10 protein-coding genes are annotated in these 17522 nt (G+C 63.9%); 3 read left to right on the forward strand and 7 right to left on the reverse strand.

Annotated elements, in window-relative coordinates; translation table 11 throughout:
- Positions 1-101 precede the first annotated feature (101 nt).
- Positions 102-6230, reverse strand: coding sequence for an NEL-type E3 ubiquitin ligase domain-containing protein (locus AC07T0_RS10125; RefSeq protein ID WP_495001046.1), 6129 nt, complete (start codon positions 6228-6230; stop codon positions 102-104).
- 103 nt (positions 6231-6333) lie between these two features.
- The gene (locus tag AC07T0_RS10130) at positions 6334-7236 is read right to left on the reverse strand and encodes a DMT family transporter (RefSeq protein ID WP_495001047.1); all 903 of its coding nucleotides are present in this window, start codon (positions 7234-7236) and stop codon (positions 6334-6336) included.
- A 137-nt stretch (positions 7237-7373) separates the two neighbouring features.
- Here AC07T0_RS10130 and AC07T0_RS10135 point away from each other — a divergent pair, with 137 nt between their 5' ends.
- Positions 7374-8249 (forward strand): helix-turn-helix domain-containing protein, encoded by an 876-nt coding sequence (locus AC07T0_RS10135; protein ID WP_495001048.1) that lies wholly within the window; start codon positions 7374-7376, stop codon positions 8247-8249.
- Between the two features lie 174 nt (positions 8250-8423).
- Here the strand turns inward: AC07T0_RS10135 and dacB are convergent, their stop codons facing one another.
- The 5 genes from dacB to AC07T0_RS10160 all read right to left on the reverse strand — a co-directional run bounded on the left by dacB (position 8424) and on the right by AC07T0_RS10160 (position 15452).
- The gene (dacB, locus tag AC07T0_RS10140) at positions 8424-9947 is read right to left on the reverse strand and encodes a D-alanyl-D-alanine carboxypeptidase/D-alanyl-D-alanine endopeptidase (protein WP_495001049.1); all 1524 of its coding nucleotides are present in this window, start codon (positions 9945-9947) and stop codon (positions 8424-8426) included.
- A gap of 179 nt (positions 9948-10126) precedes the next feature.
- Positions 10127-11179: a YncE family protein gene (locus tag AC07T0_RS10145; RefSeq protein WP_495001050.1), complete on the reverse strand. Its 1053-nt coding sequence runs from the start codon at positions 11177-11179 to the stop codon at positions 10127-10129.
- Positions 11179-13629, reverse strand: a complete 2451-nt coding sequence (locus AC07T0_RS10150) for a TonB-dependent siderophore receptor (RefSeq protein WP_495001051.1) — start codon at positions 13627-13629, stop codon at positions 11179-11181. Before AC07T0_RS10150 ends, AC07T0_RS10145 begins: the two co-directional genes overlap by 1 nt.
- Positions 13630-13863: 234 nt before the next feature.
- Positions 13864-14850 (reverse strand): FecR family protein, encoded by a 987-nt coding sequence (locus AC07T0_RS10155; protein ID WP_495001238.1) that lies wholly within the window; start codon positions 14848-14850, stop codon positions 13864-13866.
- On the reverse strand, positions 14850-15452 hold the full coding sequence (locus tag AC07T0_RS10160; protein ID WP_495001052.1) for an RNA polymerase sigma factor: 603 nt from the start codon (positions 15450-15452) through the stop codon (positions 14850-14852). Before AC07T0_RS10160 ends, AC07T0_RS10155 begins: the two co-directional genes overlap by 1 nt.
- A 359-nt stretch (positions 15453-15811) precedes the next feature.
- Between AC07T0_RS10160 and AC07T0_RS10165 the strand changes: the two genes are divergently transcribed.
- Together AC07T0_RS10165 and AC07T0_RS10170 are read left to right on the forward strand one after the other, a co-directional pair.
- The gene (locus tag AC07T0_RS10165) at positions 15812-16501 is read left to right on the forward strand and encodes a hypothetical protein (protein WP_495001053.1); all 690 of its coding nucleotides are present in this window, start codon (positions 15812-15814) and stop codon (positions 16499-16501) included.
- An 80-nt stretch (positions 16502-16581) separates the two neighbouring features.
- The gene (locus AC07T0_RS10170) at positions 16582-17499 is read left to right on the forward strand and encodes an EamA family transporter (RefSeq protein WP_495001054.1); all 918 of its coding nucleotides are present in this window, start codon (positions 16582-16584) and stop codon (positions 17497-17499) included.
- Positions 17500-17522: the final 23 nt, after the last annotated feature.

The following is a 17522-nucleotide window of genomic DNA, read 5'->3' on the forward strand; positions in this document are numbered from 1 at the left end:
CTCCCTGGCAAGCGTTGAAACCACCAGCCTAAGCCGCCAGGTCGGACCCACGGCGCTAGTTAAGTATCGCCAACCGGACCCGGGCCTTGCGCGCCGCGCGGTCAGGCGGGGCTGCCCAAGGCAGCGCTGGTGAGCGCATCGATCCGCGACTCGCGCGCCGTGCCGAATAATGACTGCAGTTCCTCTTCGTAGGCCAGCTCCAGAAAGTTGCGCCAGACCGTGTGCGCTTTCAGGTAGCGGTGCAAGCCATTGACCGCGGTCGGCTGCGCTTCCATCTGCTGGATCTGCTCGACCATCGCCTCAAGCCGGCTGTCGTCCAGTTGCACCCGCTCCTTGTGGAAGGCCTCGTCGAACAGGTCGGGCAGTTCCAGGCGTCCGGCCAACAGCTCCCAGTAGGCCCGATAAGTCGCGGGGTCGGCGCTCTTGTCGCGGAGCACACTCAGCCGGAACTTGCCCTTGAACAGGCGCACCATGCGGGCCTCGGCGCAGGCCCTGTCGCCCTCGGCCAGCAAGACCTGATGGCAAAGTACCGCGAACTCGAGTTCATTGAAGATCTGCAACAGGCTGCCCCCGTCCGCCAGCGTTTCAAGTTGCAGGATGAACAGTTGTTCGCACAGGTCGACACTGTCGGCCGCCACCTTGATTACTCGCCAGAGGCGCTCTGTCAGATTGCGCCGCGTAGCGGAAAACAGCGGGTCATAGAAGGCCGGCAGCGCACTCAGGCGATCCAGGTATTCGAAAAACTCATCGGAGTCCAGGTCGTCCCTGACCCGTTGCCAACAGCTGTTCTGCTCTTGGGTTCGATCCACCGCCGCCCCCCAGGCTTCGATACCGACGGGCCCGGAAAGCTCGGCGCTGGTGAGTCCGAAGGTAACCCCCGCCATCTTGTTTTCCCGCGCATAGACCGACAGTTTGGCCACGGTCTCGGGGAGCAGCGGATTGCCTTGCAGATTCACCCCACGGTTGAGCGACACTGGCGCCAACAGCACCGCGCCAGGTAGCTGCTGGATGCGGTTGTGGCGCAGGTCGAGAAAGCTCAGTTGCTTGAGAAACAGCACACCCGAAGGCCAGCTATCCATGCCGGTCCGGCTCAGATTCAGCCACTGCAAATCCGTCAGGGCGGCGAAGTCGGGCAGCAACTTCAGCGGGTTGTCCTGCAGGTTCAGGTATCTCAATTGCCGCATCCCGGACACTTGCAAGGCACTCGCCGCCGCCAGGACAATCTGATTGCCCTGCAGATCGAGCTCTTCCAGCCCCCGCAGCTCGCCGACGTCATGGGGCAGACGCTTCAGGTTGGTGTTACATAGCCGTAGGTGCTTCAAGGCCGGAAAAGCCCGCAGGAAAGCGTTCACGTAGCTGACATCCAGGTTCGTATCGCGAATGTGCAGTTGCGTCACATGGCTGAACGCGACATTGAGCATCGGCATCTGCTCGACCACAAAACCATCGAGCAGCAACACACCGCCCAATACATTACGGCTTTCCCAGCGCCAGCAACGCCGGATCCGCGCCGCCATCGTCCTGCGCATCCTGAGCGCCAGGTAGCGGTCCAGGCCCTCTGCTTGCGGGATATCGAGCCAGGCCCCCAGATCGTTCTTCAAGGTGAGGTAGTCGCGTTCCAACGCCTCGACCGCCACCTGTTGCTCCTCTCTTGTGTGTCCCAGCACCTGCAGGACGTCGAACAACTCCTGGTAGGTCGCGCCGCGGTAGAGTCTTTTCAGCCGACCGAACAGCTCCACCGCCGGCAGACCCGGGCCGCGACCGCTCAGCGCAATCCCAATCCGGCCGTTGCGTTGGCGCACCAGACGTCGCGGCAAGGGTGCCCACGCCGGTAGCGGACGCAGGCCAAGCCGACGGCGCAGTTCACCACGCTGGCGAATCGCCTGCTGACAGATTTGGGTTTTCAACGGGGCTCCCGGCCCCTGCGCACCGCCCCAGGGCAGGCCGGCCGGCAGGTCCTGCATCAACCGTGACAGGGCCAGTAGCAGGTCGCTTTGTAGCGCGCCCCGACGGACCACCTGCTCGCCCTCAACCAGGAATGACTCGTAACCGTCCGCGGTCTTCACCACCACCCGCCGATCAGTCAGTTCAGCGCTGCCGCTGCTGTCCAACAGCGCCCCGTCGATGGCCGCTTCGCGCAGTTCAATCCGGACCTGGCCGGGCCAACCCGACAGCTCCTTGAGCACCGTCAGCAGGACCTGATCGCTGTGGGCGTTACTCGGCGCGTCGGGGCTCAGCCCCATGAGCGCCCGGCCGAGGAGCGCCTCCTCACTCCACCACCGGGCTTCTTCGGCCAGCGCCAGCGGAATACGGTGCTCCTGCTCGATCAGCCGACGTTGCCAGGATTGGCTGTGCTCCAGGATTTCCTCGGCGACACTGCCAGGCAGCAGGGGAAAGGCTTCTACCAGCGCGCTTGCCAAAGGTTCCACGGCTTTGTCCCGCTGCCGGGACAGACCGTCGACCAGCACCTGCCTGACCCGTCGCGGATCACTCTCCAGGCGCCGCAACAAAGCAGCGACATTCCGCTCCTCGGGCAATTGCGGAGCGACGGCCAGCCACAGGCTATCGGCTTCGCCGACCGCATCAAGAGCCGTCTTAAAGGGTTCTGGCAACGCCTTCGTGCGCCAGTTCAACGCGCCGAGGTGCTGCTCGATATCCAGGCAGTCCCTGAAACGCTGCATGACGGTGGTGAGGAAAGCCGGAGGCCGTCGATTGCAAAAAATCGTCTGCCGCAACAGGCTGTCGGGTGTCGCACTGATACTCAGTATCCGCCGGGCGACCGGCTCGGAAAATGACTCGGCTTGCCCACCCAGACGACGAAACGCGGTCAGGCCGTCCCAGCTCAACGGGTCCTCGAACTCATGCCACCAGGCACTGACCCCGTTATGTTCCAGGCGCGGTGGGTAGGCCCCCGGCAAATGGCTGGGGCTGATCCGCCAGTCCTCGCTCAAACCGGTGTTTTCAATACGGTAAAGGCTCCCCTCAAGCGACAGGTAGGTGTTGCCTTCCAGCCGATAGCGACCGGCTTCATCAGGCATCAGGGTCGACGGCAGGGCGCGGGTTTCCTGGCAACGTTCGATCGGCAGGCGGATACGCCCGTCCGCGCCCCGCCGCCTTTCCAGGACGCCGGCGAGCAACTTGCGCAAGGCCTTCACGTCAGTCGCGTCCGTCACGCCCAGCCGACTCAGTTCACTCGGTTTGAACAACGCCGCCAGCGCCAGGTAGAACCTGTCGTGGGTTTCACTGGTGCGCACCTGCGGACACAGGGTCAGCCCCAGTTGCTCTTGTACCAGCAACTCGCCGGCCAGTTGCAGCCAGGCATCCGTATCGCGATTGAACAGCCGGTTGTGATGAATCCCGTCCAGCACCCGACCGAGGCGGCTCAAGGCTTGCCCATCGGCCAGGGCGCGGGCCTGCGCGCCAGGCAACTGGGCACTGTCCAGGAAACGCTGACGCTCTGACACCGCCAGCGGCAGGCGCCGCAGGTGCTCGGCGATCCGCGCCAACGACAGCGCGGGGTAGCGCCGCTGGAGCTCGATCACCAGCGGCGGCAGGGACGGCGTGACCAGCGACAGGTAATGCGGAGCTGGCGCCCGCGACGTCGCGTGGTGCATGCCGTCATAGGCACTGAGCAGCTCGAACAGCGCAGGCCGCTCAAGCCGGGCCAGGGCCCTGATCTGTTGTCGTATAGTCTTGTGCCATTGGCGCCGGACAAAGGGCTCGAAGTCGCCCTTGAGCGGACAGTCGTCGGGCAACAGGCTGAGGATCAGCGCCTGAACGCCCTCTTCATGGGCGAGAACGTCGCTCACCTGTTGCGCATCGGCGGGTTGCGCGACATAGCCGCCCTCCTCCAGCCTGCGAATCGCCACCTTGTGCTCGAAGTCGGCCAGATGTTCGTGCCGACCATGCACCGCCAACAGTTCGCCGTCGGACCCATGGACAAACAACCCGGCGGTTTCCGGCCAATCGGCCAGCCGTGGCAGCAAGCAGAACAGCGCGCGCTCGGCTTCCACCGGCAAGCTCAGCCGCGCATCGTTGCCAGCAATCAGCGCGCTGAGACCGGCGTCGATCCGTCGACGTCGCTCCGCCTCGACCAGCGACACCGGTGGCAAGCCACCCGACCAGACCGTCTGGAGTTCCTGGCGGCTGACGCCGCTGATGCTCAGCATCGTCTCGGCCTCTTCGGTCGTGCCCCGGACCAGCATCCGTGCCAACCAACTGGCATTGCTCAGGCCCGGGCTGTCATCCAGGTCCGGCAGCCAGCAGCGCGCCTGCCGGTCGTAGCGCATCGGCGGTCGAAATCGCCCGGGGTCGGCGGCGCGCGCCACATAGCGCTTGAGCCCGGCATCGTATTCCAGGCGGACCTGAATCGAGCCGCCCTGCTCCAGCACCTCGCCGTACAGCACGCCGTCCTCTTCATAAAGCCCCCGTTCGTCCGCGCCAAAGCGCTCCTTCAGGCCTTTCACGGAGACGGCATAATTGCTCAGGTCCATCTTCCACAGCTGTTCCGGCCCCTGGCTCGGTGTCACCTTGCGCCAGCGCCCGATTTCCAGGGACAAGGCCTGGAAACGTCGCTCCATGACACGTCCCGCCAGCCCGAGCACGCTGGCGCTGAGGATCATCGAGCCGACGTCGGCCAGGGCCTTGCCCAACGCTCTCGGCCGACCCTGGAAAGTCGCCAGGATACCGTCGGCCAACTCCAGGCCCATCTGCGCGAACATGATCGTCGCCACCACCCGGCCCAGGACCCCGAAACCGCCGGGAACCGGCAGCATCAGCAGATTGAGCAGCAGGTGCATGGCGGCGAGAACGCCCTCCTTGACCGCTTGCAGATCGTGCTCGGTCTTGGCCACCGCGATCGCTTGGGTATTCAGGCGAAAACGCCAGGCGTAGAACTCGGCCAAGGCCCGACCGGGACGGAAGCCGGCCTCCCAGGCGCCATACTCGAAGGTCAGGTCGTCGATCACCTCCCCTGACCAGAGCCAGTTGTAGAGGTCAGAAACGGTCGACGTCCAGTGCAGGCTCTTGGACTTGCGGTGCGCCTTGATCCATTGCCAGAACTGATGCTGCTGCTTGAAGGCCAGCGACGGGATCAACCAACGCAGCCGCTGGCCGCCGCTGTCTTTTTGCAGTTGGGCCTTGAACTCGCGTTCGAACGCCGCCCTTGAATCGTGGTGGCGCAAGGCACCCCCCGGACGGTCGACACAGTAGCTGTAGAATCCCGTCCGCCCGACGATCTCGAAGAGCAGCAGCGGCAAGTAGATCGCCTCCAGAGGTTCGTGCTCAATATTGAACAGGTGCAGCAGCTCGCTCTCGATGGACTCCAGCACCCGGTCCAGGCCGGCCTTCAGACCGCCCGGCAAACGTAGCGCGGCATAGGCTCCCCTGAGCTGCGGCTGGGCCGCCGACAACTCGTCCCTGAGGGCGACAAAGGCCGCGTAGCTCAGCCCCGTCACGGCCGGCTGTCGGGCCGAGTCATACAGGCCGAAGTCGATCTCGGCCTTGGTGAAGGCTTGTATCGAGTGATCCAGTGGCCCGTCGGCGCGCATTGCCTGCGCGACATGGGGCTTGAGCATGGCGCCCAGATCGAGCTCACGGACGATCCCGACAAATTGCTCCGTGGTGAGCAGCCCGCGTCGATCGTTGATATCGACTTTCTTGTCAAAGGAGATCCAGCGCCGCTTGAGGTTGGCGTAGCTGGCATCGGAGAACGTGAAGTTCAGGCAGGCGGCCTGCCACAGGGTCATGGTCGAGACGGTGACCGTGCCGATACGCCGCTCGAAGCTCTCCACCTCGACCGGCGGGCCTTCGCCCTTGGGCTGCGGCGCCTGCTCCGGCGAATCGATCACGGTGTGCAGGTAGGTGGTGTGCGGGTCAAGGTCCAGCTTGGAGACTTGCTTCAGGCGTTCGCGCAGTTTTGCCACACCGGCGGTTTCAAAGGCATCGACAACTTTTCGGCTTTCAGCATCCAGCACCGACCTGGCCGCCATGAGTTGGCGATAGTGTCCCAGCCAGCTGCGCTGCTCGGCTTCATGCAGCGGCCCCATGGCCGCCTTGAACGAGCTCGCCAGTTGTTCGACGACCTGCTGTTGCGCCCAGCTCTTCTCGTTGTGCAGCAGGTCGGCGTCACGCCGCAGAAAAGCCGACAACCGCGGGTCGTCGGCTTCGCTGGGCGCTGGGGGTTCATTCACCGTATCGACATCGGTGCTTTCTTCATCAGTTCGATTCATGGCCTGGACTTCCTGATACGCCGTGGAAAGCGTCAGGTTATCCAGCCATTGATCCGGGACTGATCTACATAGATGTGGCGTGCCTTACATGGATATGGCGCGCCTAGGCCACCCTGGCCGACGTCGATCGCAGCACTCCCCTGGGTTTGCGGAACACCAGCACGTTGCCCGCCATCACCGCCACCAGCCCGAGCAGGGCCGGCGCGCTCCAGTGATAGCCCTCGGCATAGGCCGAGACATTCAACGCCACCAGCGGGAACAGCACCGTGCAATAGGCCGCGCGCTCCGGGCCCATGCGCCCGACCAGGGTCAGGTAGGCGGTGAAGCCGATCACCGAGCCCGGAATCACCAGGTACAGCAGCGAGCCGATATACCGCGTATTCCATTCCATCGCGAACGGGATGCCCTGGAACAGGCAGTAGACGGCCAGCATCGTCGCGCCGTAGAGCATGCCCCAGGCGTTGGTGGTCAGGGGCTTGAGCCCGGCCTTCTGTTGCAGGCTGGAGAGCAGGTTGCCGGCCGAGAAACACATCGTGCCGAGCAACGCCAGTCCCAGTCCCAGCAGCGTGTGCGGGCCCGCGGTGTGCCCGGAGAGTTCCGGCCAGAACAGCAGGCCCAGGCCGAGCAAGCCGAGGGCCCCGCCCATCAGCACATTGCGGGCGATCTTCTGCTTGAAGAACACCCGGGCGTTCAGGGCATTCCACAAGGTCGCGGTGGAAAACACCACCGCCACCAGGCCGCTGGGTACCCACTGGCTGGCGGTGAGGAAGCACATGAAGTTCAGGCAGAACAGGCACAGGCCCTGGGCCAGGCAGATCAGGTGGCCGCGACGGTTCATCGGTTGCAGGCGGCGGCTGAGCAGCAGCATGACGAACAACACCAGCGCCGCCAGGCCGAAGCGATAGACGATGGACACCGGGATCGCCACCACGCCCAGTTGCAGTTTCAGGGCGATCCAGGTGGTGCCCCAGATCAACACGGTAAGCAGATAGAGAAACAGGTTCATGCGGCGGACTCCCGAAGACAGGCCTCAGTGTGCTGAACGCCCGGCGCTGGCGCTTGCAAAAACTTGCGCTTTTGTCGGCCGGCGACTGCCAGGTTTTTGCATCACGGAGTAGGATGCAAGGCGTTGGAGAACAGACCATGCCCGCACTGGATACCCTGCAAGTCTTTCAAGCCCTGAACCGCTCGCCCAATTCGCGCCTGGAACACAGTGCCGATCTGGGTGACGGGTTGGCTGCGGCCTTGTGGAGCAATCATCATGACGCCCAGGACTACGAGGCGCCCAGCCATCACACCCTGTCCTGCTATATCGCCGGTGGCACCGGGACTTTTCGCCGGGACCGTCCCGACACCAAGGGCGGTCCGGACAAGCTGTGTATCCTGCCCGCCGAGCATCGGTCCGGTTGGGTGATCAACGGCAGCATCCGCCTGGCGCACCTGTACTTCAGCCCGGAACAGTTCGCGGTCGGCTGCGTCACACTGCTGGACCGTGAACCTCGTGAACTGCAATTGCAGGAACACACCTTTCTCGATGACCCGCAGCAGGCCCGACGTTTTCGTCAGCTGATCGGCCTGAACTGGGACGAGCCGGCGGAGCGCCTGCTCAGTAGCAGCCTGGCCCACGAGTTGCTCGGCCATACGTTGCTCAATCAGGTGGGGTTGCGCCAGGGTCTGCGCTTGAAAGGCGGCTTGGCCGCGCACCAGCGACGGCTGTTGGCGGAGTACATCAACAGTCGCCTGGACCAGCCGTTGAGCCTGGGTGAGTTGGCCGGGTTATGCGCGCTGTCGGAATATCACTTTGCGCGGATGTTCCGTGCCAGCTTCGGCCTGGCGCCCCATCAGTATGTGCTGGCGCGACGTCTGGAGCAGGCGCGGGTGTTGTTGCGCGGCACGCGGCAGCCGCTTGGTGAGATTGCCCTGGCGTGCGGATTTGCCAGCGCCAGTCATTTCGCCAATCGGTTTCGCCAGGTGTTGGGCGCAACGCCTGGCGAGTACCGGCAAGCCTTCGCACACTAAGGCCGAACACCGACCTTGTAGGAGCTGGCTTGCCAGCGATGAGGCCCTTGAGCCTTGCGGTGCCCATCCGGACACCATCGCCAGCAAGCCGGCTCCTACAGGTTTGTGTCTCTCCGCAAAATATCCTGTTGCCAGCTCCCACAGGTTATGCGGCGTTTTCAAGATCTCGTTTCTTCAGTCAGCTTTGTTGGCCAGCGCCGTGACCACCTGATCCTCCACCGCTTTGACTTGTCGCCCCCCTACCAGGTAGTTATTGCTCAGCATGGCGAACACCAGCAACCGCCCATCACGACTGGTGACATACCCGGCCAGCGACGACACGCCGCCCATGCTGCCGGTCTTGGCATGCAGGTTGTTCGCCGCCGCCGTGCCGCGCAGGCGTTTGCGCAGGGTGCCACCGATCATCCGCTCGGGATTGCCGGCAACCGGCAGCGCCGCGTACCAGGCCTGGAACCAGGGCTGGGTGCGCACCGCCAGCAGCATGTCGCTGAGGGTCCGCGCCGACACCTGGTTACGCCGTGACAAGCCGGAACCATCGAACTGCAGCAACTCCGCCGAGGACACCCCATGTCCCTGCAGGAACGCGTTGACCGCCGCCACGCCCGCTGTCGCCGTCCCCGCATGGGCGGTCTTGCGGCCCATGGACTTGAGCAGGATCTCCGCCATGTTGTTGTTCGACAGTTTAAGCAGCGGTGGCATCAGTTCCGCGAGGACCGGCGACTGGTGCTCGAGCAACGGCTGAGCCGAAACCGGTGTGGCGACGCCCAGCAGGCTGCCGCCTTCCACCGCGATGCCTTGTTGAACCAGGGCACTTTTGAACAGGTCGGCCACCAGCCCGGTCGGTTCCCAGACACTGACTTGGGCGATACGCTCCGCGCCCTTGGGCAACGCGCCGTCAATGCGCAACAGGTTGCCACCATGGCCGCGACTGACCACCAGCGGACCGCCACGGCCCGTCCTGGCCCGATTGAGCACGCTCATGTAGCGGTTGGCTGGCGTGAAACTGACCCGCACCGGCTGGCGCGCAGTAGCGCCGGCGCGTACGTTGACCAGAATCGAACCGACATCCAGGTCGGCGTTCGGCGACACGCTCAGCGCGGAAATCTGCGCCGAGAAATACTGTTGTTCATCGCTGCTCGACCAATCGGCCCCCAGCCGCTCGCGGTCGAAGGCGGTGTCGTCGAAGATCAGTCGTCCACGAATCCGCGTGATGCCTTTGCGCGCCAGCCCGGCCGCCAGGGCCTGGTAGTCTTCCTGGCGCATGCTCGGATCGCCGCTGCCGCGCAGGTAGAGATCGCCGGTCAGCACGTTGCCCTGCTGCACGCCGGTGCTCAACAGGGTTGTGGCAAACCGATAATCAGCACCCAGGACTTCCATCGCCGCCGCGCTGGTCACCAGCTTCAGGCTGGAGGCCGGAATCAGCCGGAACTGCGGATTGTATTCACACACCAGCTTGCCGGTGTTCGCCTCGCGCACCACCAGCGAGGTCATCGCACCTTGCAACGCTGGGGCGCGCAGGACGCTGTCGAGCCCGGCGCAAAAGGCCGAGCGTGGCAATGGCAGTGGCAACTGCGCCGCTTGCAGGACCACCGTCCGGACCGGCTCGGGAGCCTTCGGCACCTTGCTCGAACAGGCCGCCAACAGTACGCATAACGCCAGCGCGATGCCCTTGCCCATGAAACCCTGTACCGAATTCATCTTCCGCCTCGAACTCAACCAATCAATACACAATAGCCGCTGCCAACCGCAGCGGCTCATCACTCAGGAGGCACGTAAGAACAAGGTACTTATCGAGTCAACAGGCGGGGAATTATGCGGTAACACGGCCTCCGGAATCCATGCACGGCGATCCATTTTCCGGGGACAGGCTTTGTGGTTCAGGGCGCCAGAGTGGTGATGGAAAAGCTATTGGCGTGAAACAACGGATCGGCCTTGGGTTCGCTCTTGGCGGTCGCCGGCAGGGTGAAGTCCATGGCCGGCAGGTAGACCTTGCTGCTGGTCGGGTCGAACGCCATGTTGTAGGCCATTGGCAAGGTGCTGACGCTACCCAGCACGGCGTAGTGGTCGACGTCCGTCTGCGTCACCAGCGTCAGGTTGGCGTCCACCCCGCTGGGGATGATCAATCGCCGCTGTTTGGCATCCCAGGCCAGGGCATTGACATCCCGGGTGATCGGCAGGCTGGCCTTGACCGCGCCGCTTTCCAGGTCGGCGACGATCAACCGTGGTTGCTCGCCGCGACAGGCGACAAACAGCCGCTGGCCCTTCTCATCCTGGGCCAGGGCGCTGGGTTTGGCACAACCCTCGAAGCGCCAGCTGTCGAGTACCTCGAAGGTGCTGGCGGAAAACCGTGCCACCTTGCCTTCGTCGCGCATCGGCAGGAAGAAACTGCCGTCGCCCTTGACTAGCAGCGGGTCTATTTTTTTCACGTCCAGTTCGTGGGCGGCGGTGATCTTTTCCTGTTTCGGATCGAAGACAAACAACGTCGAACGATCCGCCCGCCGGCCGCTGACGACAATCACCTGGCCGCTGCGCGGCTCGTACGCCGCGCTGTTGAGGTTGCTCTGGGCCACCGGAATACGTTTGAGCAGCTTGAGGCTCGACAGCTCGACGACGCCGAGGCTACCGTCGCTGTTGAGCACGAACAGGCGATTGCGTTCGGGCACGAACACCACGGCATTGGCACCCGCCGAGTGGTCGAGGGTTTTCACCAGACGCTGTTTCGCCACGTCAAACACGCTCAGGCCGTTTTCCCGCCGGGCCAGAAACAGGTAGGGCCGGGTCGGGTCGAGGGCGGCGAAGCCCCAGCTGTCGCCGGAGCCGGGCAAGGTCACCTGATATTCACGCTGGTACAGGCGCTCTTCCCCGGGTGCCGCCGCCAGGACGGTACCACTCAGGGTCAGGGCCAACAGGGCTGCACTGAGGTTTTTCATCAGAACTCCAGGGTGCTGGAAACCGACACCTGGCGGGCATCCCCCATGGACACGAAGAGCTGGCTGACCGCCGAGGTGTAGTAGACCTTGTTGAACAGATTCTTCACGTTGAGCTGGAACTTGACCTTCTGCCCTTCCACCTGGGTGTCGTAGGTGGCGAAGGCATCGGCCACGGTGTAGCCCGGCAGATCGAAGGTGTTGGCCGCATCCCCGGTCCGATGGCCGACATAACGCGCCCCGGCACCGGCCCGCAGCTTGTCGCCACCGCCCATGATCGAACCGAAGTCGTAGACCGCCGACAGCGAGCCGGCGTTCTTCGCCACATTTTGCAGGCGGTTGCCCTGGTAGTTGGCGTCCTGAGTGACCTGGGCATCGGTGTAGGCATAGCTGCCAATCAGGCTCCAGCGCTCGCTCAACTGACCGCTGGCATCCAGTTCCAGCCCCCGCGAGCGGACCTGGCCGGCAATGCTGTACTGGGTCGTCAGGCCGTCGGCGACGGACACCAGCACGTTGCGCTTGTGGATATCGAAGATCGCCGCCGTGGCGGTGATGCGCCCGGGAATATCCAGCTTGGTGCCGATCTCCCAGGCCTTGGACTGTTCCGGCTCCAGCGAGCCGTCCAGCACCAGCCGGGTGCTGCTGGTCAGCGCCAGCGGGGCGATGGTGGAGTTGGGCTTGAAGGATTCGGTGTAGCTGCCATAGAACGACAGCTCGTCGGTGTAGCGGTACACCAGACCCGCGCGCGGCACGAATTTCTCGCCGTTGCCGTTGGTGTTGACCTGGAATGGCCGGCCCTTGCCCGCGTACTGGTCGTACATCTGGAAGCGCCCGCCGGCAACCAGGATCCACTGGTCGTTGAGGTGGATCGAGTCCTGAGCGAACAGTGAGTCGCTGCGTAGCAGGTCGGTCTGGTCGCTGTCCTTGGCGCTGACGGTAGAGCCCGGGACTTCGCGGCCATAGACCGGGTCCAGGTAACTGAAGGTATTCAGCGGGCTCTGACGGATCAGATCGGAGCGGTAGATCTTGCGATATTCGTCGTCGACACCGAACACCAGGTCATGCTGCATGCCGGCCACATCGACCTTGCCGTCGAGGCTGGCGGTGGTGAAGCGGTCGCTGGTCAGCGCGCCCTTGGTACCGTCCATGCTGCGCACCAGGGTGCCACTGGCCGGGTTGATCGAGACCACCCGGACCTGGCTGGCATCGTAGGTTTCGCGGTTCCAGCTGTAGCCGAAGTGGGCCTTCCAGTTGTCGTTGAGGTCATGGTCGGCTTCGACATGGACCAGGTCGGAACGGCCTTCCATGTTGTTGAACGGCTCGTCGAGACGGCGATCCTTGGGAATCGCCAACGGATGGTTGGTCCGCGGATCGATGGCCGTGCCACGGTCGAACGGCGTGAGGAACTCGCGGTGCTCGTAGGACAGCAGCAGCTTGGTGCTGTCGCCGAACCAGGCCAGGGACGGGGCGATCAGAGTCTCGCGGTGGGACCCGAAGTTGCGCCAGTAATCTTCGTCTTCACGGTCGAGGACCATGCGGTAGGCCAGCCCGGAATCGCCGAGGGCACCGGTGCTGTCAAGGCTGCCGCCGCTGCCGTTCTTGCCGGAACCGTAGGTCGAGCCACGCAGGGTCACGGCGTTGTACTGTTCCAGCTGGGGTTTCTTGCTCACCAGATTGACCACGCCGCCCGGGTCCTGGATGCCGTAGAGCAGGGACGCCGGGCCCTTGAGCACTTCGACCCGATCGGTACTGGCGTTTAGCGCACGGCCCTGCACCAGCGGCATGCCGTCTTGCATGATCGAACCGTTGCGGTTGTCGCCGAAGCCGCGAATCATCACCGCATCCTGGGTGCTGCCGAGGGTGTTGGCCTGGGTGATGCCGCTGATGTTGTTCAGCGCGTCGTCGAGATTGCGCGGGGTCTGGTCACGCAGGACCTGGGCCGCGACCACGTTGATGGTCTGCGGGATTTCCTGCAGCGAGGCGCTGGAACGGGCCACCGAGGTGACTTGCGGCGGCTGGTAGCTGGTGGCGGAAGCCTGCTGGTTGCCATTGATGGTGGTGGCGCCGAGGTTCAGGGCGCCCTGGGTCGGCAGGGGTTCGAGGGCCAGGGTGTGGTCATCGGTGCGGCGGAAGGTGAAGCCGGAATTGCTCAGCAGCCGTTGCATGGCCTGCTCGGCGCTCATCTGCCCGCTGAGCGCCGGGGCCTGATGAGCGTAGGCCGCTTCGTCGGTGTAGACCACGCTCAGGCCGGTGACCCGGCTGAAGTCGCTCAGGGCCTGGGGCAACGGTTTGGCGGCGATGGCGAAGTTGAATTGCGCACTGTGCTGCGCCACGGGCTCGGCCGCCAGGGCCACGCTCAGGGGCAGCAAGGCCAACCCCGTCAGCGCCAGCGCCGATGCGCCGAACCATCGCTTGCCCGAACTGCCTGCCATCGCTTTTGCCCTGGACTTCATGTGTGCCTGACCCGTGTGTAGAGAATTCATTAATGCGAATGAATCGCACTTTCAACCACTACACGAATGGGCTTCGGGTTTACCTCACCTTTATTTTGAAAATATTTTCTCGGGGGGCATCGCGACACCGACCGCTGGCCTGGCACGGCCCTGTAGGCGCTGGCTTGCCGGCGGCCCATCCGGACGCCATCGCTGGCAAGCCAGCTCCTACAACGGTCGGCGTTATCGGGTAGCTCAGCGCAATACGATGACCCGGCCCAACAGGCGGTGCTGTTCGAACCCCAGCACGCCTTGCAACGAGTCGAGCACCGCCCGCGGATCCTTGCTCGGAAAGCTGCCGCTGATCCGCCGTGCCGCCAGGCGGTCGTTGAACAGCAGAATCCGTCCCGGGTAATAGCGGCCCAGGTCCCGCACCACCTCGGCCACGCTGACTTTTGAATAATTCAACCAGCCCTGGCGCCAGGCCAACAGTTGGTCGCTGTCCACCGGATGCAGCGGCTGCGCCGAACCGTCGGCATAAGCCACCTGCTGATTGGCGCCGAGAATCTGCGGCGGCGCGCCCGGGCCCGCGCGGACCCCGACCCGCCCGGACAACACCGTCACCCGCGCGCCCCCCGGTTGCAGACGCACTTCGAACTGCGTCCCGAGCACCCGCGCCTCGCCGCCCTCGGCCTCCACCACAAAAGGTTCGCCGGTATGGGTTACCTGGAAAAACGCCGAACCGCGCCGCAGCCGGACATGCCGTTCGCCGCCACTGAAGTCCACGGCAATCGCACTGTCAGTATCCAGCGTGACTTCGGATTGGTCGGCCAGGATCACCGTGCGCACCTGCCCCGGCACCGACACATAGTCGGCGCCGAGGTCGTCGAGCCAACGCCGGGGCTCAAAGCCCAGACCCATGGACACCGTCAGCAGCAGGCAGGCGGCCATGGCCAGGCCCGCCGACCAGCGCCAGCGCGACACCAGCTGTGGCCGGTCCATGGCCGCGAGCCAACCTTGCAAGGCCGCGGCCTCTTCCCGGGCCAGGGTAGTCGCCGGCACCTCGCTCAGTTCCCAGAGCACCTGGGCCTGGGCATAGGCCTCGACATGGGCCGGGTCGGCTTGCAGCCAGAGACTGAAGCACGCCTGGTCGCCTCGGCTCGGCTGATCGTGCAACAGACTGAGCCAGGCCAGCGCGGCCTGTTCCTGGGCGGGTGTCACGGCGACGCTGGACGAATGGATCACGATGCTTTCCCTGGCAGACGTGTGGCTGACGACTCTCGATATATAGCTGAAGGCTCTCGCAGACTGGCCTTGCACGCTTCAAGGGCGCGCATCATGTGTTTTTCCACGGCACTTTGCGAGAGGCCCATGGCCTTGGCGATCTCGGCATACTTGCGACCATGGATGCGGTTGAGCAGGAAAATCTGTCGGGTGCGCTCCGGCAGGCTGCGCAGCGCCGCCTCGACATAACGCAGATCGTTACCGGCCTCCAGAGCTGCCTCGGGTTCGAGGCTCTGGTTAGCCTGCTGCTCGGGCAGCCAGCCTTCATTGACACGTACGCGGGCCCCCTCGCTGCGCAAATGGTCAATGGCAATGTTGCCGGCACAACGCAGCAGGTAGGTGCTCAACTCCTCCACCTGCACCAGGGGCCGACGCCAGAAACGCAGGAACAGGTCCTGGACCAGGTCCGCCGCCGTTGCACGACAACCGACCCGGCGGCTGACCAGCGCTTCCATCTGCGAACGCTGGGACAGGAACACTTGCAGGAAGTGCGTACGACCGGCGTGCGGCTCGGTCCTCTCGGCCTCGGAGTTCTCGGGGGGGCGCAGGGCCAGGTTCATCGCGACACTCCCAGCAACAGCCAACCGCCGGGCGGCGGCAAGTCTGGCTGAAAAGACGCCAATATTAATGATAAAAATTCTCATACGCAAAGACATCCGATGTGCCGCAATGGCACAAGGACATCTCATCTTGACTATCCGAACGGCTAGTCATGCTGGAAAACACTGGAGAAGGGGGCGAATGCTGGGCTAATTTCGGCGTGTCGACGGTTGCCGTCTCAGCACGGGTCGCCGATCCGGCCCGGGTTCTTGTACGCGGATGGAGTCCCGGGCCGGCCTAGTCTGATCGTCCAACATACGGCCTCTTCAGCCAGGGAGTCGAGGGGGAATGCCGTCCTCTGACCTAGCAGGGAGCTTCCATGAACACACCGTTCAATCTCAACAAACACATTGCCGAGTATCACTACGACTATGTCACGGTCCTCGCTGACATCGTCCCAGCCTCGTTGTGCGACACCTTGAAAGAACGGGTCGAGCGCACCATCGAGCAGGATCGGGTCAAGCTGGTCAACCACCAGGGACTCGGCACCCACGAGGTATCCGATGCCGGCGGGCAATACCTGCACTACATCTTCCAGGGCCAGGATGTCCGCAATCACTTGCCGGAGCTGACGGCAATCTATCACTCGCTGCTGCCGCTGATCGGCCTGGTCACCAGCCAGGATGCGGTGGTCTCGCCCCACAGCCGCTCCGATATCAATATCAAGGTCTACCCCGAAGGCGGCGGGACCTTGGGCGAGCACTACGACACCAACGCGATCACCGTGCTGCTGTTCCTCACCAGCAACCGCGAAGCGCCCCTGCGCATGCAGATTCCCCGGGCCCATCCGAGCAAGCCGGAGCCGTGGATCGAACACCGGCACATCTACGCCAAAGCCGGCTCGGTGCTGATCATGAAAGGCCGGGAAATCCTCCATGACTGCGAGCCGACGGTGACGGAAAAGAAGATCACCGTGGTCCTGAACTACTACACCCGGGATGACACATGGCGCCCGGAGAAATTCGACGCCTTCGTCTATGACGGCGTCGATCCGGAGATCGCCGCCTGAACCTCGTCCACGTCCTTGTCGTCGCCATTGCGGCGGCAAGAACGCCCTCTCAGCCGCCGCCAACAGGATCTCGAATCCCCATGAAATTTCAACCGCTGGACCTCGCCCTCGGGCTGTTGGTCACCATCATCTGGGGCAGCAACTTCTCGGTGATCGAACTGGGTCTTGAGCAGTTGGACCCGTTTCTGCTCACCGCCCTGCGCTTTACCTGCTGCGCCTTGCCCCTGGTGTTTTTCATGAAACGGCCGGCGGGCGTCAGCCTGGCCGCCATCGCCGGTTACGGCCTGCTGTTCGGGGTCGGACTCTGGTGGGTGGTGAACTACGCCATGCACCTGGGACTGACCCCGGGCCTGGCCTCGCTGATCCTGCAATTCAGCGCCTTCTTCACGATCTTCCTCAGTGCCTGGCTGCTCAAGGAAAAAATCGCCGGCCCGCAGATCGCCGGGGTACTGGTGGCCAGCCTCGGGCTGCTGTCGATCATTCACTTCAGCGAAGGCCAGGCGGTGCTCGCCGGCACCGTGCTGGTGCTGCTGGCCGCCTTGAGCTGGAGTGCCTGCAACCTGATCGTCAAGCAGACCCGACCCAGCGATATGGTCGCCTTTATCGTCTGGTCCAGCCTGTTCGCGGCACCGCCGCTGTTTTTCATGACCTGGCTGGCCAAGGGCAGCGCAGCGTTTTATCAACTGGGTAGCAACCTCACGCCTTCGGCGATCTTCTCGGTGCTGTTCCAGGCCTATGTCACCACCCTGTTCGGCTATCGGGTGTGGAACAACCTGATGAAGAAATACCCCTCGGCGATGGTCGCGCCGCTGTCGTTGATGGTGCCGATTTCCGGTGTGATCACCTCGTGGCTGATGTTCGACGAAAGCATCGGCCCCTACAAACTGGCCTCGATCCTGGTGATCCTGCTGGGCATCGCGCTGTTCATCAACGCCGCGTTGATTGCCAGCTGGTTGCAGGCCAGGGCTGAACGCCAGGCCAGCGAGCCGCAGGGCTGAGCTGTGAACAGCACCTGAAACGA

Source organism: Pseudomonas sp. GW821-FHT04D07 (genome assembly GCF_059420225.1).

Bases quoted from the DNA above. Each gene is read 5' to 3' on its own strand.
- AC07T0_RS10125 (WP_495001046.1), bottom strand. From the start codon at position 6,230: ATGAATCGAACTGATGAAGAAAGCACCGATGTCGATACGGTGAATGAA.
- AC07T0_RS10130 (WP_495001047.1), bottom strand. From the start codon at position 7,236: ATGAACCTGTTTCTCTATCTGCTTACCGTGTTGATCTGGGGCACCACC.
- AC07T0_RS10135 (WP_495001048.1), top strand. From the start codon at position 7,374: ATGCCCGCACTGGATACCCTGCAAGTCTTTCAAGCCCTGAACCGCTCG.
- dacB (WP_495001049.1), bottom strand. From the start codon at position 9,947: ATGAATTCGGTACAGGGTTTCATGGGCAAGGGCATCGCGCTGGCGTTA.
- AC07T0_RS10145 (WP_495001050.1), bottom strand. From the start codon at position 11,179: ATGAAAAACCTCAGTGCAGCCCTGTTGGCCCTGACCCTGAGTGGTACC.
- AC07T0_RS10150 (WP_495001051.1), bottom strand. From the start codon at position 13,629: ATGAAGTCCAGGGCAAAAGCGATGGCAGGCAGTTCGGGCAAGCGATGG.
- AC07T0_RS10160 (WP_495001052.1), bottom strand. From the start codon at position 15,452: ATGAACCTGGCCCTGCGCCCCCCCGAGAACTCCGAGGCCGAGAGGACC.
- AC07T0_RS10165 (WP_495001053.1), top strand. From the start codon at position 15,812: ATGAACACACCGTTCAATCTCAACAAACACATTGCCGAGTATCACTAC.
- AC07T0_RS10170 (WP_495001054.1), top strand. From the start codon at position 16,582: ATGAAATTTCAACCGCTGGACCTCGCCCTCGGGCTGTTGGTCACCATC.